The sequence below is a fragment of the Streptomyces sp. NPDC090088 genome (genome assembly GCF_044747345.1).
In the GTDB taxonomy this organism is placed as follows: domain Bacteria; phylum Actinomycetota; class Actinomycetes; order Streptomycetales; family Streptomycetaceae; genus Streptomyces.
On record NZ_JBIVDZ010000021.1, the window covers coordinates 1 to 16,869 of the forward strand.

The following is a 16,869-nucleotide window of genomic DNA, read 5'->3' on the forward strand; positions in this document are numbered from 1 at the left end:
CGGCTCGGAGTGACACCGACTTCCGCACCAGGTGGCCATGAGGGGAACTTCACCGAGCCAGCGGGTCTTGCCCAGGCCTTGCTCAAGGCCTGAAATCGTCTGCACCGAGCGACACGCGTATCGGCGTTCACCAGACACGTAGACCGGCCCCCCCGCCGACATCTGCGTCGTCCAGGCCTCCTCATCAGACCGGCTCAACAGCCGGACCATGACAGATCATGACACTAGAACTAGCCTCGATCTTTCGTGACGGGCTGCCGACGGAGGCGGCGGCCCGTTTGGCTTGGTTTGGCTGACGGTGGGCAACACGGGGGTGTCAATCCCCAGTTTTCGTAGAGACGTTGGTTAGGCGGCCCGTCCTTCCTGGTCGGTCCGGGCTCGCGCTTCCTGGATGGTCCGTTCGAACTCGATGGGCGGTCTCCCGCCGGCCGCGCTGCGGCGGCGCCTGGTGTTGTAGAAGTCCGCGATCCACGTCGCGGTCTTCAGCCGGGCCTCGGCCCGCGTACGGAACGCGTGCCGAGGCACATACTCGACTTTGACGACGGAGTGGAACGACTCCGCGGCGGCGTTGTCCAGGGCTAGCCCAACGCGCCCCATCGACTGCGCCACACCCCAGCGGCCACACAGTTACTGGAACGCCTCAGAGGTGTATTCGCTGCCGCGGTCCGTGTGAAAGATGACGCCGTCGACCTGGCCGCCTCTGGCCGCGATCGCCATCTGCAGGGCGGCGCTAGCGCACTTACGTACCGTGCCGCCTCCCGCAGGCTGAGGGAGTGGCCAAGGGCGACGCCCAGCGCGGCAAGCATCCGTTGCAGCTCGGGCGTCCGCCACCCGTAGCCGCAGATCGGCCGTCTATCTGCTCGGCGAAGGTCGCCTGCAGAAACTCACCGCTACCCAGGAGGGAGATCTCCTTATAACCCCCGTATCCACCCGGTGATGACGCGCGTCACCCATGTCTGGCAGTACGATCGAGGAATTCGCGCGTGAGCCCCTGAGCTGACCCATTACGCTGGCCCGAGTTAGTTCCTGATGCGCCTTCGAGGCACAAGCGTTGGTTCACCGTGCTCGACGGTGGCCCAATTCGCACAAGCGTTAACCAACTGCGGCTGATTGAAGCCGGAAAGTGGGTCGGTTCGCTGCGAGACAGCCGTACGCCTCAACAGGTAATAGCCATCCCTGTTTTCACCTTGAAGAGGGGCCAGCATCCAGTGATCCGGTGGCCTGGCTTGACTTGACGGTTCCACAGCAGGCAACGGAGGCCTGCCTAGTGACGATGGGTTGGCGACTATTTCCCCTCCTCCTATTTCCCGAAGCCTTGATGAAATATGTCACTTCATAGAATATCTAAGGCTCAGCACAACGGTGATAGCGTCGTCGTTGCTATACCCCCCCGGGTGCAGCCGGGCCCTCCATTAGAGGGCTTCGGGGAACCCCAAAGGAGAATGATCATGAATCACATATTTGGGCGGCGGGTCACCACCGCAGCCGCCTCTCTCGCTGTCGCAGCGGGCACCCTGCTGGCAGCTAGCGGAATCGCATCGGCGACGCCCAACCCGGCCGCCGACCGCACCGCAACCATTTCCTACTCCTCCGGCATCGCCATCCAGCACGGTGACGACCGTAGTGATCGTGGCGGCGACCGCAGCCGTGACGACCGCGGTGGTTGGTACGTCTACGACGGCCACCGCAAGTGGGAGCGGCATGGCAGCGAGTGGTACTGCGACGACGGCGGTCAGCGGTACTCCTACGACGGCCACCGGTTCCACCGCTGGGACAACGGCAAGTGGGTCAATGTGAACGCCGAGGCGCTCGGCCTTAGCGTCCATATCTTCCGCTGACCGTCGGAGCGTAGGTCAGGTGCCTGTACATGCGCCCGAGCGTGTGGGGGTGCCCTCGCCAGGGGCGGGTGCACCGCTGCAGCGGTGCACCCGCCCGCCGGGGCCTAGGAGTGGCAGGAGCCATGAGTAGTTGTATAGACCGAACGCTTTATGTCGAACTCGCGCTCACAGCTGACCATCGGGTGAAGGTATTGACTCGCCTCTCGTACCGACCGCATGATCCCTATGCCGTACATCTAATCTTTTATACGGATATCAAAGCACCGGTCACCTGGGTCATCGCCCGCGATCTGCTGGCCGAGGGCATGCTCGGACCGAGCGGAGAGGGAGATGTGCGGGTCTGGCCCACCCGTACCGGACCGGATGCCGTGCTGAATCTCGTACTGTCCTCCCCACACGGCGTTGCCCGGCTCGCGGCACCCTTCCCAGCGGTGATGCAGTGGTTGGAGCGCACATACCTCGTAGTGCCATCTGGACAGGAGATGGAGGGTATCGACCTGGATACCGAGCTCTCCCAGTTGCTACACGGGACGGCTTGACAAATTGGCATCCAGGCAGACCTATAAATAGAGACCCTGCGGCACGCCTCCATTCCCCCGTGTAGTAAAAGTATGTGGTGAAATAGAAGATCTTCGCTCCTGTATCAAGCGGAATGAGATTGGCCTCGTGAGCAGGAGCGCGTATACATCACCCGAGGGTGGCGCGCAGGTTGCACCCGGAGATCTTGGGTGGCATCTAGAGATGATCTCGCGAGGTTGCCGGACCTGCGGTGCGGGTGGGCTGGGGCCAGGTGTGGTGCTCACGCGTCGAGATCATCCAGTGCTTCTGAGGCGAGGGTGGCGATCTCGACGGGCCGCTGCTTCAACAGCGCATCAATGAGTTGCCCCTTGCCTGGGAAGTTGTAGCAGGCGGTATCGAGGCCATCGCCGGCATGACGGGCGATCCCGTTGAGTCCGATACCGAGCTCCTGCTCGGCGAACAGCTCCCGGGCAGCTTTCAACAGCCGAGCGCGCTTCCGTTCGGCGTCTTCGTGGAGAGGTCGGGGCGCCGCGGATCCAAGCGTACCCCTCTACCGGATGAATGTATCCGCTTCGTGGTACGGTGAACCTTGTAACCGGATGCGGCTATCCAGTACAGGTTGCGCCCTGCGGGCCATGCCAGAACCGCGCTTTGCGGTATGGCCTTCGAAATCCGGACGAACTCGCGGCCTGTCCCGCTCGCCGCGTCATCAGTGAAAGGACATCCGGTGGAGGCCACCGCTGTCACACATGGCTGGCGGCTACGGTTCAAGATCCCGACCGTCGCGTACCTGTTCGGGGGTGCAGCGTGCTTGATGGATCCGTCGAGAGAGGCATGAAGATTCCCGTGTCGCACACAAGCACGCACCCCGTCGCGCTCGCATCCCCATCCGACTCCCGCCGCTGGTGGGCGTTGGCAGTAATCGGCCTGGCACAACTTATGATCACGCTAGATGCGACGATCATGAATATTGCCCTGCCGTCGGCCCAGGCCGACCTCGGTTTCACCGACTCCAATCGGCAGTGGGTCGTCACCGCCTACACACTGACCTTCGGTGGCCTACTGCTCCTCGGCGGCCGGGTCGGCGACATCATTGGCCGCAGGCGTGCCCTCGTCATTGGGCTGATCGGCTTTGCGGCCGCGTCCACGATCGGGGGTGTCGCGGTGAACACCGCGATGCTCCTCGGCTCCCGAGCCCTGCAGGGCGTCTTCGCCGCGCTGCTTACGCCGGCCGCGCTCTCGCTGCTGGCCGTCACCTTCACGGAGCCCCGCGAGCGTGCCAAGGCATTCGGCATCTTCGGCGCAGTCGCCAGCGGCGGCAACGCGATAGGTCTACTCCTGGGTGGCGCGCTCACCGAGTATCTGGGTTGGCACTGGTGCCTGTTGGTCAATGTGCCCATCTCCGTCATCGCGGTGACCGGCGCGCTCTCCCTTCTCCGCCGCGACCAACGGGCCCCAGCCCAGGAGCGCAGGCGCCTGGACGCGCCTGGCGCGCTCCTAGTAACTGCGGGTCTACTCTCCCTTGTGTTCGGGCTCGGCGAGGCGGAGCAGCACGGCTGGTCCTCTCTGCTGGTCGTCGCCACGCTCCTGGCAGGGGTACTGCTACTGATCGTCTTCGCGGTCGTCGAGAACCACACCCGGCACGCCCTGCTCCCGCTGCGCATCGTGGCCGACCGCAACCGCGGCGGTGCCTTCGTGTCCGCCGGCCTCATCTATGGCGGTATGTTCGCGGTGTTGTTGTTCCTGAGCTACTACCTGCAGACCGTTGAGGGGTGGAGCGCGGTCCGCGCTGGCATGGCCTTCCTGCCGCTTACCGCGAGCATGGTGATCGGCTCCATGGTCATCGGCACGCGTCTAATACCGCGCTTCGGCCCCCGCGCTGTCATGGTCCCCGGCATGCTCATCGCCGCAGCCGGCACTGCCTACCTCACCCAGATCGAGTACGGCTCGTCCTACCCCGCACACCTGCTGCCCTCGATGATCGGACTCGGCCTGGGCATCGGCATGGCAGTGCCTGCCGCGCTGGGCACTGCCACAGCCGGAGTGGCTGGACCGGACACCGGCGTCGCGTCCGCGTCGGTCACCATGATGCAGCAGGTCAGTGGGTCGATCGGTGTCGCTCTGCTCAACACTGTGGCGGCCTCGGTGACTTCTTCCTTGCTCACGGACCGCGCCGCACGGACAGCGGAACAGCTGGCCACCGCGACCGTCCATGGCTTCAGCACTGCAATGTGGATCTCCTTCGGGGCACTCATCGTAGCGGCAGTTTCCGCCGCTGCCCTGATCAACATACGCCCGGCTATCCACACCGCCCCGTCTGCCGACGGCACAGCGAAGGCAGGCAACGCCCCCACGGATTCTCGCACCGTTTGAGCCTGGGGTTGTCTAACGCACTCAGCAAGGCAGGGGCCCCACCCCTATACGACATGTGCAATAAGGACTCATGCGTTTCCGAACCTCTGGCCGCACGGATCCCTTGCTCTGGGGAGCGAGACCAACCTGCCGGTCGGTTGGTCGGTTGGTCGAAAGGCATCCATGAAGGTCGGGGTAGCAGCTGCCACCTTCCAGAGCTGGTTTTCCACTGGCCAGCCAGGCCTGTCGGCTCACGCCTGAGGTGCGGCTGCCACACCTGCCCCCTACGTCTCCGTCTCACCGAGACGTAGGGGGAACTGCCAGTACGTGGTTGAGTAACCAACTCATGCGTTCGTCATGAGAGTGATCCTGGAACCAGGGCCGGCTGGACTCCTATCTCATCGAGATCACCGCCGAGGTCCTCGCCCACACCGAGAAACCCTTCGTCGACATCGTCGCCGACGCCGCAGGCCAGAAGGGCACCGGCCGCTTGACCCTCCAGACCGCCCTGGACCTCGGTACCCCCGCCACCGCCATCGCCCGCGTCGCCTCCAGCAGGCCCGACCTGTGTACCGCCTACCGGGATCTGCCCGGCGGCACCCGCCCACCGATGAGCCGCACCGAGGCCGCCCGCTTGACCACTTCTCCGGGATACTGTCCTGGACGGCGTCGTGGAGCATGGGACGGAGCGGGGCGATGACAGCCCGTGCCTTGGCCTCCAGTTGCTCGTGGGGCTCCTGCGCGGTCATTTGGCCGGCGTGTCTTGCGATACCGGTAGACCGGGACGGGCAGCAAGGATTCCCGGTGTGATGCACGTGATTGCGAGGGTGCGGTAGTCCTCGCCTGCACGAGCCCGCCGATGGGGGCAGCGCGAGCCAGATCGGTTCGGGCAAGGGAGGTCGTGGGGCCGAGCGGAATGGTGTCGGTCGGCTCCTTCCAAGACGTCCACACGTCTCCCGGCCTCGTGCTGACCCGACGGCACGAGCATCGCCACAGGGTTATGGCTCCGTTTTCCGAGGCGCTTCGATCAGTGCTTCTCGGAGGCGAGGCTGCTGCGCCGCTGTCGAGTGCGTCGATGGCGGCCGTCTCCTTGGGGTCGAGCTCGAAGTCGAAGACGTTCAGGTTTTCCCGTACGTGGTGGGCCCTGACGGATTTCGGGATCGGCGACAGGCCGTGCTCGATCGAACGGTGACCACGACCGGGTGACGATTCCATGCGCCGCGTCGGCGCTGCGCACCTCCTGCTGGACGAAGTACGGGTGCAGCTCTACCTGGTTGACGGCCGGGACGACATCGGTCCGCTTCATGAGTTCGGCGAGGTGTTCGGTGTTGTAGTTGCATACGCCGATGGCCCGGATTCGACCTTCGCCGAGTAGATCCTCGGCCTCGGCGTGCACCACAGTGCGCCCGAGGCGAACATCTCAGCGGTGGAGACCGCCTCCACGAGCGGCTACCAGCTGATCGATACCGCGGCCGCTTGATCACAACGAGAAGGAGGTCGGCGAAGGCATCCGCCGCTCTGGGGTGGACCGTAGTGACAGCTTCGTCACCGCCAAGCTCTGGCTGACCGATTACGGCTACGACTCTGCTCTATACGCCTTCGACACCTCGTCACCAAGCTGGGGCTGGACTACCTGTACCTGCTGCACTGGCCGGTCCCGATGGAGTTCGCAACCATCGCCTCCTACAAGGCGGCGGAGAGGAGGGGCATCTCGACGCCGTTGTTGAGTGTGAGGAACGAGGTGGTCATGGTTTTCCCTTCGGCATCAGCACGTCTTCGATCGGCACGTAGCAGGAAGTGGTTGCGAAGGATGTCTGCGCAGACGCCGGCCACCGAATGCGGCGGGCATCGCTGTGGCCTGCGGCGGTGTGCCACCGGCTGGACGTTGGCGAGGGTCAGACCATTGCTATGACAGCGGTCGCCCGCGCGCCGGCCTCCTTCCCGGCCGCTGCGGTGGACAGGCCCGCGCCGATAGCCAGAATGCGCCGGTCGCCACAGCGGACACGAATCGTGTAGCCAGCAGGATGCCGAAGCTGGCGCTGACGGCGGCCACGAACTGGTCGAGCGTGAAGACCAGTAGGGCCAGCACCAGGGTGGCGCGGCGGGGCAGCCGCAGCGTGGCCCACGACATCACCGGCGCGCCGAGATCTTGCTGACCGCAAGGACGGTGACCAGCAGACCGGCCTGGCCGGCGGTGACGTTCAGGCCGTTCGCTACCTGCGGCAGCAGCCTGGCCGCGACCAACTCGATTGCCCATGAGGAAGGTGACGGCCTCGAGCAGATAGACGACAGGCGGCGTGTCCCCTAGGGGGGTCGGGGCAGACGTGCCGACAGCCCGACGCTGGGGGAGAGAGGACGGGGGTCTCGACCAGGTGTCTTTTCGACGGATGGTGCAGGTGGCCAGAGGCCGCCATGAGTGGCGAACCGATCGGCTACACACCGCACCGGATAGATCCTCCCGGTGCGGAGTTCACCGTAGCACCAATCGGATTTGGATATCCGGTTCTGGTAGAGTCGGCTACGTGACCTCTCGACCGCTGCGCAAGGATGCCGAGCTCAACCGGTGCCGGCTCCTGGATGCCGCCCGGGAACTGTTCACCGAGCGAGGCCTCGGTGTCGGCCTCAACGAGATCGCCCGCCATGCGGGCGTGGGTGTCGGCACCGCCTACCGGCACTTTCCGGACAAGGAGCAGCTCGTCGAGGTGTTGTTCGAGCAGCGACTGAACGAGATCGTCACCCTCGCCACGCGGGCCCTGGAAGACCCGGACCCCTGGCACGGTCTCACCGCATTCCTCGACCAGTGGCTGCAGGTCCATCTGCACGACCGGAGCCTGACGCAAATCTTCACCAACCCGCAGCTCGGACAGCCACGCCTGGACGAGGCCCGTGACCGAATCGCCCCCCTGCTCGATTCCCTAGCGGACGGGGCGAGGGAACAGGGCAAGGCACGGCCGGACTTCTACGGAACGGACGTCTTCTTCATCCAGTTGGCCCTGACCGGACTGATCGACCGCAGTCACGCTCTGGCCCCCGACCTCTACCGGCGCTACCTTGCCATGCTGCTGGAAGGCGCCCGCTCCGATCCTGACCCCACAGCCTCCCTGCCGGTCCCCCCGCTCGGCGTCGAGCAGACACACGCGGTGATGACTTCGGCGGACGAGCGCCCCAGGATCCGACCTGCAAAGCACTGAAGGGATTGAATCCATGGCAGTCAAGGCCATCGGCCTCACCCTCACCTGTGGCCAGGGTCTGCTCGCCCGCCGTTGGGGCCGTGGGCATCGCGGGCTGGGGCGACGGGTCGCGCCGGAAATGCACCGGTCCCACGCCGTCACTGTCAGCTCCTGACTCACCCGGCAGCGCGCCATGTAGGGGCGAGTCGTCGATCCTCTGCGCTAGCTCGACGCACCCCGCGCCCGGCCCACCGCCTAGGATGCCTCTTGGCCCTTGCAGCGGGAACTGACCTGTCGGTAGAGCCCGGCGGCTGTTGACGGCACAGCTCAGCGACTGGGGCCTGACAGAGGTCACCAACACTGGTCAGCGAAGTGGTCACCAACGCACTGCGCCATACTCGAGGTCCGCTGCGTCTCAATGTGCAGCTGCGCGGTTCTCGTTTGCGATGCGAGGCGGAGGACACCGAGGACACGCCCGCCGTGCGCCGTGCTGTCCACGCCAACGCGGAAGGCGGGCGCGGCGCAGAGCTGCTTGACCTGCTCAGCGATGTCTGGGGCAACAGCCCAACCGTGACCGGGAAAACCGTCTGGTTCGTGCTGACGATGAAGGTGCCAACAACCTAGCGGCCGCCGCTGTCGCGGAGCCGTCTACGGCATGCGAGCCACGCTGTCGCGAGGCAAGTGGTACAAGGGAGGCGGGCAGCACTACGGGCGTTTTCGGTTCATGGCCGGGCTCTTCGGTGGAGGTCGAGGTCGAGGGTGAGCGGGACAGGGCCGGTGGGGGCAGCGCCGCAGCCGGCACCCTGGACGGCGCGTCCGGGCTTGGAGCGGAGGGTGTCCAGGAGCTTGGTGAGGGCTGTGTGCTCAGCTCGCCGTTGCAGTAGCCAAACGTTGCCCTCGGGAATCGGGTGGCCGTGCCGTTCCTGGAACGCGGTGGTGCTGCGGTTGATCAGGGCCTCGGTCTCGGTCGACTGCCGCTCCAGCGCGTCCTGGTGGGAGGCGTCGGTGACGAAGACCGAGCAGGTCAGGCAGGCGTTTCTCTTAGCACAGGTCTGTAGGGGCGCGCAGTGGGGCGATGCGGTCGCGGGATTCGATAACGCGCTGTTGCCCGAGTTTCGGGTTGGTGAGGATCTGTGTGAGCCCGCAGCCGTGGAATTCAGGAACGTAGAGAGGCCGTGCCACGAGCCGGGATCACCCAGTGCTCTGAGGCGAGTGTCGCGATCTTCATGTCGATGAGCTGTTCCTTGTACGCGGACAGGTGTCGGTATGCGGTACCCACGGCTGACGCCGGCATGACGGGGTGATCTCGTTGAGTCGCACTCCCAGCCCCTGCTTGACGGATAACTCCCCGGTGGCCTCCAGTAGCCGGTCCGGTGGCGCTCGGCATATTTGCGAGAGATCGGCAGGTCGTGGACGTATCGGATAGCGGATTCCTTTATCCGGATGCATGATACCGTGGACCGGTAATCGGATGGAAGAATCCGGTACGCAGTGTGTGAGGTCGATCAGCCTCGGTGGCCCGCTGCAGCACAGTGCGTCGACCGTTCGACGCCCGCTCGATGTCGTGGGCGAAGCAAGGAGCCAGATCATGAAGAAGCTGATGCACCGCATCGCGATCGCAGCCGTCTCCGCCACGGCTGTCGGCGCCGCGCTTGTCGCCCTCGGCGGTACCGCTTCGGCGGCAACTCTCACCACCGATCAGCACAACGACCGCGCTGCCGCCGTCGTCGCGGCCGATCGTGGTGAGTCCAACGGGCCGCTCTGGGATGGGCGTCGCGACTGGCACCACGAGCGGGACGCGCAGGGCCGCTCGTTCTGGCGCTCTGACAATGACGGCCAGCACCTGCGCTACGACGGCCGCCTCTACCGCCTGACTCACGGGCGGTGGGTCGTCGTCATTCGTTCGGCTGAGGTCGCGTATGACTTCGACCGCTGGTACTTCGACCAGCTCTGGGACGTCTACTCCACCAAGCACCGCGTCGGCATCTGAGCGATATTTTCGGCGCCTTGGCGCCTCCGCACCCCTACGCCCCCGGATCCCCCATGCAGCGCTCAAGCCCGCTTATCCATGCCCCCCGACACCCATTCGCACCCTCGGAAGCCGGTACCGGCCAGCACCGTGGACAACCCGCGCCCGTGTTCGAGCGCCTGGCGGCCCTCTTTCTCTCTGGGGGTGGCCGGCACCGCCGCGCTGTCCGCGCGAGGTGACGGCGGTTCGAGGGGCAGCTGTGGAGAGCGCAATCCCATCGCGCCGCGCCCACGAACTCGACGGAGACCCACCGAAACACGCGCCGCCATGCGGGTCTTCCGGACTTGCCCGAGGCTCAGATCGAGTTGCTGCGCACGCTCGCTCAGGCCGGAGAGCTGCCCCCGCACCAGGCTGCTGCCCGACTGAGACTGGCCCCCTCGACGATTGGCAATCTGGTGAAGACGATATCCGTCGCCAGCCTGGTCTCCTGTCGTCCGGACTTCGCCGACCTGCGCACGGTCCGGCTAGGCGTGTATCGAAAGGGTCTGGTGGCGGGCTGCGGGTGCTGCGTGAGAATCCGGTCGTCTGATCGTGGGTTTGGGAGTCACTCAGAGCCCGGTGAGCCGTTGGGAGAGCCTCTATCGGTGAATGCCCGGAGCTGACCGCGTGCCGCACTTCCTCGGCGACGTGGTCGGCGAGCATGGCCTGGTCGATGTGCGGGGTCACGGCGGTGAGGACCAGACGCTGAAGACCAGCTCCAGAGCCTCGACCTCCCACTGCACCGGCACAGCGCAGAGGCGGTCGGGGCGATCATGGCAGGTGCAACAGTTGCGGTGCACGGAGAGACACACACATCCTGCGTTTGCCGACAGCACGAGCCGACTGGAACCCAAGGGGTGTGCTGGCCTGTCCAGAAGGAGCGAAGCCCAGCACGCAGCCCCATGGTCGGCGCTCGGCCGGTCGACGCTGCGGGGGTGTGGCCATCCGGTGGTGATCGCTCCGATCCCTATCCCTGAGGCATGACGCTTCATCACACTGGCTTCATGGCCGAGGCAGTATCGATTACCCGTGCGCGACCGATCCTGGGCGATCACGGCCAGGCCATCGCCCGTGGGCCCATCGTCCTAGCCGACCACGGCCGGGCCATCACCAGCATCGTGCCGATACCCCCCGGGCAGGCTGACGACCTCGGTGACAGGACCGAGGCGGCCGGGGAGGCGCTGGCCGGATGAGCACCCCAGGACGCCGCATCGCTGACCGCTACCGGCTGGAACGCAAGCTCGCCGAGGGCGGCTTCGGCCGCATCTGGCAGACCCACGACGAACGCCTGAAAACCGACGTCGTGGTGAAGGAGATGCGACTCCCTCCCGCCTTCGACCCCGATGAACACGCCAAGCGGCTCACATACGCCGAGCGGGAAGCCCGCAACGCCGCCAAGCTCCGCTCCCATCCGCACATCGTCCCGGTCTACGACGTCATCATCGAGGACGACCGGCCGTGGATCGTGATGGAGCTGATCCGCGGCGGCTCCCTCGCAGACCGACTGACGAAAGGCCCGCTGGCGCCGAAGACGGTCGCCGATGTCGCCGAAGCCATGCTGAAGGCCCTGGACGCAGCCCACAAGGCCGGGCTGGTTCATCGGGATGTGAAGCCAGCAAACATCATGATGGCTGAGGACGGCCGCAACTTGCTGACCGACTTCGGGATCGCTGCCCACCAGGACGACACCCGCCTCACCACCGTGGGAAGCGTCATCGGGACCCCGGAGTACCTCGCACCCGAACGCATCAATGGCGCGGAGGCCAGGCCCGCGAGCGACCTGTTCGCGCTCGGCGTCACCCTCTATCAGGCCATCGAGGGCGTCTCCCCGTTCAAGAGAACCTCGCCGACGGCCACCGTGGTCGCCGTGGCAACGCAGCCCCCGCCGCCGATGAAGAAGGCCGACGGCCTCGAACTGCTGATCTCCGGCCTGCTGCACAAGGTCCCCAACGAGCGCCTGGGCGCCCCCGCCGCACTGGAGAAGCTACCCAGTTGGCGCATCGCCACGAAGGAGATGCCGAAGCCGACGGCTGCCTCCGGCAATCTCCCGAACCGGGCATCTTCCGGCGCAGGCCGAGCAGATCCAAGGCCGCATCCCACGAAGCCGCCGCGCCCCAGCCAGCGGTCGGACGTGACCTCTGTGCGGACATTGCAGATCTGGGCAGGTTCCCTGGCCTGTATGACACTTCTGCTCATAATCGGCGGCTTTGCGGCTGGTATCAATGGGCACAACGACCTGGGCGTCGTCCTGATCGTCCTGGCCATCGTCGACTTCTTTGGCGTTTTGCCCATCATCGCGTTTGCCATTCAAAGGCGAGAAAGGGGCTGGTGACCTCGGGCCCGGTCGGGATGTGGGGGTGCGTCGTGTCCGCGGTTGAGCCGGGCAATGAGCTCGCGGTTGGCAGCAAAACCTTCGTTATGGCCTTGGAGCTGCGCGGGAACGCCTAAACGCTCTAGCCAGCGGGTCAGTTGAGCCCGAAGGGTGTCCTTCTCGCACGCCACGTAAAGGCCGCTGCCTGGCCGGCGGTCCGCTCCAGAGCGAACCACTCTGGCGCAGCCTGTAGGAATACACTGGCGCCCGGCCAGGCCAGCGGAAGGCGGGATCTCACGCAACGGGTCGACGAGGGCGCGGAATGGCTCTTCCCGACAGGCCTTGGCACGAAGTGCCGACAGGCGCCCGTACGTCGGCATGGTGTGCGGAATTAAGCCCCGCGGGACGAGCCGGCAGTACGCCCCCGGAGGGCGCAGCCGCCGACCTCGTCGGAGTTGGTGACGATGTCGGCGGCGCGGTCCACGATGTGCGCCCACTGGAGTCTGGTCACACCGGTACATGTACCCCTCGGTCGAGGGGGAGGGTGACTCCCGAACTCGTGAACATCGATCTGGCCACCGTCAGGGTGGCTCCCGCGCTCATTCTACAAACGACGCCGTGACTCGGGCGTACAAAGCCAAGCTGGCCAGGTGCGTTGGCGATGACGGCATCGTTGTCCCGGCCCACGTGCTCCATGTGCGTGATGTTGGCGAACTCCGCAATGATGGCGTATGGATAGGCTGGGCCCTCGTCGTGGAAGCGGTGTATGTCGTCAATAAACTCGTTCTGGTAGCAGATGGTCTTCTCCGGGTGCTGATCCCCTCCGCCGATCCACTGGGGTAGGAGATCGTGCTGTGCAGCAGGCGGCGCGGCAGATCGAAAAAGAGGCTCTCGGCTGCCGGTCGGCTCATGCCAGTCGGCCTTGTACTCGGCGTCACTGAGCCGGGTCAGGCTCACGGGTTGCCGCGTGACCACAGCGGCCGCCAACCAGGCCGCGATGGATGTGGTAGTCGCACTCCTTCTCGTTACGCGCGTACCACCCGTACTACCAGCCGTTGGCGTATGTGTAGATGAAGCGGTACCCGACGAAGGCCGGCAAGATTTGTTCGGGGCCGACGGCGGTTCCAGCAGTGTCACAGATCACGGTGCTCCGTCCGGGAGGCCAGGATGCACGGTCTGACGCAGATCTTGCTACCCACAGTGCATGAGCCCACGGGGACGGGTCATTGGAGTTGACGCAACGGGGAGGTTGCGTGGCCGCCTTCGCCCAGGTGTCGGTGTGAGGTCTCAGGAGATGCTTGACCGTTTGTGCTCAGGACATAGGCGACACGTTCGGTTGAACGTCCGCCGTCTCCCGTCCCTCGGTGGGGCGGAGGTGCTTCGGTCGGTGGTCGTGGATGTACAGCAGCTGGCCGAGTACCGCTACCGGGCTGTCCGCGAGGTGCTCGGCGGGTCTCCGATCGGGGAGGTCGCCGCCCGGTACTGCACCTCGCGTCAGACCCTGCACAGCTGGCGGCGGAGGTTCGAGCAGGAGAGCATGCCCGGTCTGCTGGACCGCTCCCGGCGCCCGCGGAACAGCCCCACGCGCCTGTCTGCCGAGGTGGGGGCAGAGATCTGCGAGCTGCGCCGCCGGCATCCGTGGTGGGGTTCCCGCCGGATCGCCCACGAACTCGTCGGCCGCGGGCTGGAGTCGACGCCGTCGCGGGCCACGGTCCACCGGGTGTTGTCCCGCAACGGCCTGGTCCGCGCCCAGGAACAGCAGCATCCGCGCAAGTACCGCCGGTGGCAGCGCGAGGCGCCCATGCACCTGTGGCAGATGGACCTGGTCGGCGGTGTTCCGCTGGCCGACGGACGGGAGTGCAAGATGGTCACAGGCATCGACGACCACTCCCGGTTCGTCGTGATCGCTTCCGTCGTGGCCGTCCCCAGCGCCCGCGCCGTGTGCTCGGCCTTCACCGCCGCCATGCGCGCCGCTACGGCGTGCCCTTCGAGGTCCTGACGGACAACGGCAAGCAGTTCACCGGCCGGCATACCCGCCCCCAGGCCGGTGGAGGTGCTCTTCGAGCGCATCTGCCGGGAGAACGGCATCACCCAGCGGCTGACCAAGCCGCGGTCACCCACCACCACGGGCAAGATCGAACGCTTTCACCGCACCCTGCGCGAGGAGTTCCTCGATCACGTCGTGCCGTTCGAGTCACTGGCCGCGGCCCAGGAAGCGATCGACGGTTGGGTACACGCCTACAACGACCAGCGCCCGCATCAGGCTCTGAACATGGCCACCCCGATCAGCCTCTTCCGGCCCCACACTGCCGCCCGCCTCCGAGGTGATGATGAACATCCTGAACAGACAGCGGCGGAGCCGGAGTTGTCCATCGAGGTCATCGAACCGCCCGTCCTGCCGCAGGGCACCGCCGTCGAGTTCAAAGTGCGGGTGCCACCCAGCGGCGAGATTACCCTGGTGACAGGCAGGCAGCGGGTGGGCGTCCACCAGGCACTGGCCGGCAAGACGCTGACGGTCTGGGCGAACCAGCGCAGCGTCCACTTCCTCCTCGACGGGCACCTCGTCACCACGGTCCCGTCCCGGCTGTGGCCGGAGGATCTCGCCTACCTGACCATGCGCTACGGCGCCCGTCCGGCCGGTCCCGAGCCCGCAGCGGCACGGCCATCCTCGCCGCCGGCGAACCTGTCGAGGTCGACCGCAAGGTCCATCGCGACGGGATCGTCTGCCTGGCCGGCGGCCGCTACCAGGTCGGATTCGCCCTCGCCGGCCGCACGATCACCCTCCGCCTCGACGGGCACCTCATGCACGCCATCGCCGACGACGCCCTCATGGGGACGTGGCCATGCCCGGTTCCAGCCGACCGTCTGGGGCAGATCCTCGGGGCACGGACGGCGACGTCCCCACTGCCGCCTCCGCCCCTGCCAGCCGGTGCCATCCGGGCCCAGCGCAAGGTCCACGCGAGCGGCCGCTTCATGATCAACGGCCAGTTCATCAAGCTCGGCCCGCGGCATGCCGGAAAGATCGTCACCGCTGTCATCGAGGACACCCACTACCGGATCCTGCACGGCGAGGACGAACTCGCCGTCCGCCCCCGCAAGAACCGCGAGCCGATCACCAGGCTCTACGTCAAAGGCATGGAAACCCAGAAGGACCGTCAAGGATCTCCTGACGACAAACCGTCAAGGAAGTCCTGAGACCTCACACCGACACCCAGGTTCAGTGCGCGGTGATGGCATCACGCTCGGTCTCGGCGAGAGCGAAGTCGAAGAGATCACTGTAGGCCGTGCGCTCGGGACGAGAAATCTTGGGAAGGCGATGATTCCCTGCTCGATGTGCCAGCGCAGGATGATCTGCGCAGGCGTGCGACCGCGTGCGGCGGAGATCCGGCCGACGGGTCGTCCAGGTAGTGGCCGCCCTGGCCCAGCGGGCTCCACGCCTTGATGGGCTCTCGGGTGGAGACTCCTCTGAGGGGGATGTCCCACCGCTGTGGCCAAGCGGGTTGGGAGTGTAGAGGTCGGTCCCGACGTGGACGACATTGGTGCAGTTGACGGCCCTCGCCTTCGCCATCGCGGTACGGGAGTCGTCGATCGAGGTGGCGGCAGGAACTCGACGCCGAGGCCGGAGGCGTTGGCCGGTGAGGTCAACCGGCCAGGACATCCCTGTTGAGGAGGCCGAATCGCCGATCGAGCTGCCCGCTGCCCTCCTGCAGGGTAGGCGCGACTACATCGGTGCCCACACCACCGCAAAGGCGCCGAGCTCCCCGGCCTCCACCGGGCTGGCCCCCGCCTCCAGGCGCGAGGGTACGGACGGCCGGGCCGGTCGGCGCTCGGGTAGGTACCACCATCCGCGCAAGCGGATGCACTAATCCGGCTCCGTGGTAAGCTAAACACCAAGCGGATAGAAATATCCGATACGGAGGTTTCAGCACACGGACCTCACCTAGCCAGGGACGGCTAAAAGGAGCCCCGATGGACGTCTCGCCCGTGGTTGCCCGATCGTGTGGTCGCGCCTCGGCGAGGCGTCGTGGGGGCGGGCTGTCTCCCGCCATGTACTTGCTCAGCGCGGTGTTCTTGACGGGCGCGAACGAGTTGGTGGAGATTGGGCTGTTGCCCGGCATCTCCGCCGAATTCGAGGTCAGCGTGTCCCGGGCGCAGTTGCTGATCACTGTTCTCGCCGCTGGGATGGTCATCGGCGCTCTGGGCGCGGCGGGGGCCATGTTTCGGCCGCCGCGCCGCATCACGTTAGCGACGGCGCTGCTGGTCTTAGCCGTCGGCGCACCCCCTGGACGTACTGAGTATCAGCTTTAGGGCGGAGTTGGTTGCCCGCGTCCGTGTCGGCCGTCGAGCTCGGCACCTTCTGCGTCGCCGGTGCACTACTCGAGGCCGGGGAGGCGGATGCAGTCAGGTCGACGCCGGGGACCGATGCGCCGGCACAGTGGCGCGACGGGATTTACGAACTCGCCTGGCGCCCCCAGCGTAATCTGCAAGATCAATGATCGCCCATAAGTCAGTCGGTTTTGGCTCCATTGTGGGCGTGATCAAGGAGTTCGCATGAAGGTCAGTTCTGAATCCGCCATCCGACACCCAGATCGGCTCTTCATCGGTGGCGAGTGGGTCAAGCCGAGCAGCACGATTATGCGTGATGTACTGGACTCGGGTTCCGAGCAAGTC

General features: G+C 65.9%; 12 protein-coding genes and 3 pseudogenes. 11 read left to right on the forward strand and 4 right to left on the reverse strand.

The genetic code is table 11. The features are described 5' to 3' along the window. Positions 1 to 345: 345 nt before the first annotated feature. Entirely contained in the window at positions 346 to 609 is a 264-nt protein-coding gene (locus ACIPSJ_RS51800; RefSeq protein ID WP_401357449.1) for an integrase core domain-containing protein, read from the reverse strand. An 839-nt stretch (positions 610 to 1,448) separates the two neighbouring features. Here ACIPSJ_RS51800 and ACIPSJ_RS51805 point away from each other — a divergent pair. Both ACIPSJ_RS51805 and ACIPSJ_RS51810 read left to right on the forward strand, forming a co-directional pair. Continuing rightward, positions 1,449 to 1,838, forward strand: a complete 390-nt coding sequence (locus ACIPSJ_RS51805; protein WP_401357452.1) for a hypothetical protein — start codon at positions 1,449 to 1,451, stop codon at positions 1,836 to 1,838. Positions 1,839 to 1,960: 122 nt separating this feature from the next. Continuing rightward, complete coding sequence (locus tag ACIPSJ_RS51810; RefSeq protein ID WP_401357455.1) at positions 1,961 to 2,377, forward strand: SsgA family sporulation/cell division regulator; 417 nt, start codon at positions 1,961 to 1,963, stop codon at positions 2,375 to 2,377. Between the two features lie 260 nt (positions 2,378 to 2,637). Here ACIPSJ_RS51810 and ACIPSJ_RS51815 read toward each other — a convergent pair whose 3' ends face one another. Next, positions 2,638 to 2,838, reverse strand: a complete 201-nt coding sequence (locus ACIPSJ_RS51815) for a hypothetical protein (protein WP_401357457.1) — start codon at positions 2,836 to 2,838, stop codon at positions 2,638 to 2,640. Positions 2,839 to 3,191: 353 nt separating this feature from the next. Here ACIPSJ_RS51815 and ACIPSJ_RS51820 point away from each other — a divergent pair, with 353 nt between their 5' ends. Together ACIPSJ_RS51820 and ACIPSJ_RS51825 are read left to right on the forward strand one after the other, a co-directional pair. Continuing rightward, on the forward strand, positions 3,192 to 4,730 hold the full coding sequence (locus ACIPSJ_RS51820; RefSeq protein WP_401357460.1) for an MFS transporter: 1,539 nt from the start codon (positions 3,192 to 3,194) through the stop codon (positions 4,728 to 4,730). 346 nt (positions 4,731 to 5,076) lie between these two features. After that, positions 5,077 to 5,349, forward strand: a pseudogene (locus tag ACIPSJ_RS51825) (NADP-dependent phosphogluconate dehydrogenase); the annotation flags it as partial. A 387-nt stretch (positions 5,350 to 5,736) separates the two neighbouring features. On the opposite strand, the gene ACIPSJ_RS51830 reads toward ACIPSJ_RS51825, so the two are convergent. Beyond that, complete coding sequence (locus ACIPSJ_RS51830) at positions 5,737 to 6,108, reverse strand: aldo/keto reductase (protein WP_401357463.1); 372 nt, start codon at positions 6,106 to 6,108, stop codon at positions 5,737 to 5,739. A gap of 1,123 nt (positions 6,109 to 7,231) precedes the next feature. On the opposite strand from ACIPSJ_RS51830, the gene ACIPSJ_RS51835 reads away from it, so the two are divergent. The 5 genes and pseudogenes from ACIPSJ_RS51835 (at position 7,232) to ACIPSJ_RS51855 (ending at position 12,219) form a co-directional block, all read left to right on the forward strand. Next, entirely contained in the window at positions 7,232 to 7,900 is a 669-nt protein-coding gene (locus ACIPSJ_RS51835) for a TetR/AcrR family transcriptional regulator (RefSeq protein WP_401357466.1), read from the forward strand. Between the two features lie 13 nt (positions 7,901 to 7,913). Next, positions 7,914 to 8,503 (forward strand): annotated as a pseudogene (locus ACIPSJ_RS51840) (ATP-binding protein). A 964-nt stretch (positions 8,504 to 9,467) separates the two neighbouring features. Further along, positions 9,468 to 9,869: a hypothetical protein gene (locus ACIPSJ_RS51845; RefSeq protein WP_401357469.1), complete on the forward strand. Its 402-nt coding sequence runs from the start codon at positions 9,468 to 9,470 to the stop codon at positions 9,867 to 9,869. A 1,022-nt stretch (positions 9,870 to 10,891) separates the two neighbouring features. Continuing rightward, positions 10,892 to 11,080, forward strand: coding sequence for a hypothetical protein (locus ACIPSJ_RS51850; RefSeq protein WP_401357472.1), 189 nt, complete (start codon positions 10,892 to 10,894; stop codon positions 11,078 to 11,080). Then, positions 11,077 to 12,219 carry a serine/threonine-protein kinase gene (locus tag ACIPSJ_RS51855; protein WP_401357475.1) on the forward strand — a complete coding sequence of 381 codons (1,143 nt, stop codon included), beginning with the start codon at positions 11,077 to 11,079 and terminating at the stop codon, positions 12,217 to 12,219. Before ACIPSJ_RS51850 ends, ACIPSJ_RS51855 begins: the two co-directional genes overlap by 4 nt. 486 nt (positions 12,220 to 12,705) lie before the next feature. Here the strand turns inward: ACIPSJ_RS51855 and ACIPSJ_RS51860 are convergent, their stop codons facing one another. Next, complete coding sequence (locus ACIPSJ_RS51860; protein WP_401357477.1) at positions 12,706 to 13,155, reverse strand: phenolic acid decarboxylase; 450 nt, start codon at positions 13,153 to 13,155, stop codon at positions 12,706 to 12,708. Positions 13,156 to 13,573: 418 nt separating this feature from the next. Between ACIPSJ_RS51860 and ACIPSJ_RS51865 the strand changes: the two are divergent. Then, positions 13,574 to 15,393: pseudogene (locus ACIPSJ_RS51865) on the forward strand (IS481 family transposase). Between the two features lie 852 nt (positions 15,394 to 16,245). Continuing rightward, positions 16,246 to 16,506, forward strand: a complete 261-nt coding sequence (locus ACIPSJ_RS51870) for a hypothetical protein (RefSeq protein ID WP_401357479.1) — start codon at positions 16,246 to 16,248, stop codon at positions 16,504 to 16,506. Positions 16,507 to 16,869: the final 363 nt, after the last annotated feature.

Bases quoted from the DNA above. Each gene is read 5' to 3' on its own strand.
- ACIPSJ_RS51855 (WP_401357475.1), top strand. From the start codon at position 11,077: ATGAGCACCCCAGGACGCCGCATCGCTGACCGCTACCGGCTGGAACGC.
- ACIPSJ_RS51810 (WP_401357455.1), top strand. From the start codon at position 1,961: ATGAGTAGTTGTATAGACCGAACGCTTTATGTCGAACTCGCGCTCACA.
- ACIPSJ_RS51845 (WP_401357469.1), top strand. From the start codon at position 9,468: ATGAAGAAGCTGATGCACCGCATCGCGATCGCAGCCGTCTCCGCCACG.
- ACIPSJ_RS51820 (WP_401357460.1), top strand. From the start codon at position 3,192: ATGAAGATTCCCGTGTCGCACACAAGCACGCACCCCGTCGCGCTCGCA.
- ACIPSJ_RS51870 (WP_401357479.1), top strand. From the start codon at position 16,246: ATGTACTTGCTCAGCGCGGTGTTCTTGACGGGCGCGAACGAGTTGGTG.
- ACIPSJ_RS51805 (WP_401357452.1), top strand. From the start codon at position 1,449: ATGAATCACATATTTGGGCGGCGGGTCACCACCGCAGCCGCCTCTCTC.
- ACIPSJ_RS51850 (WP_401357472.1), top strand. From the start codon at position 10,892: ATGGCCGAGGCAGTATCGATTACCCGTGCGCGACCGATCCTGGGCGAT.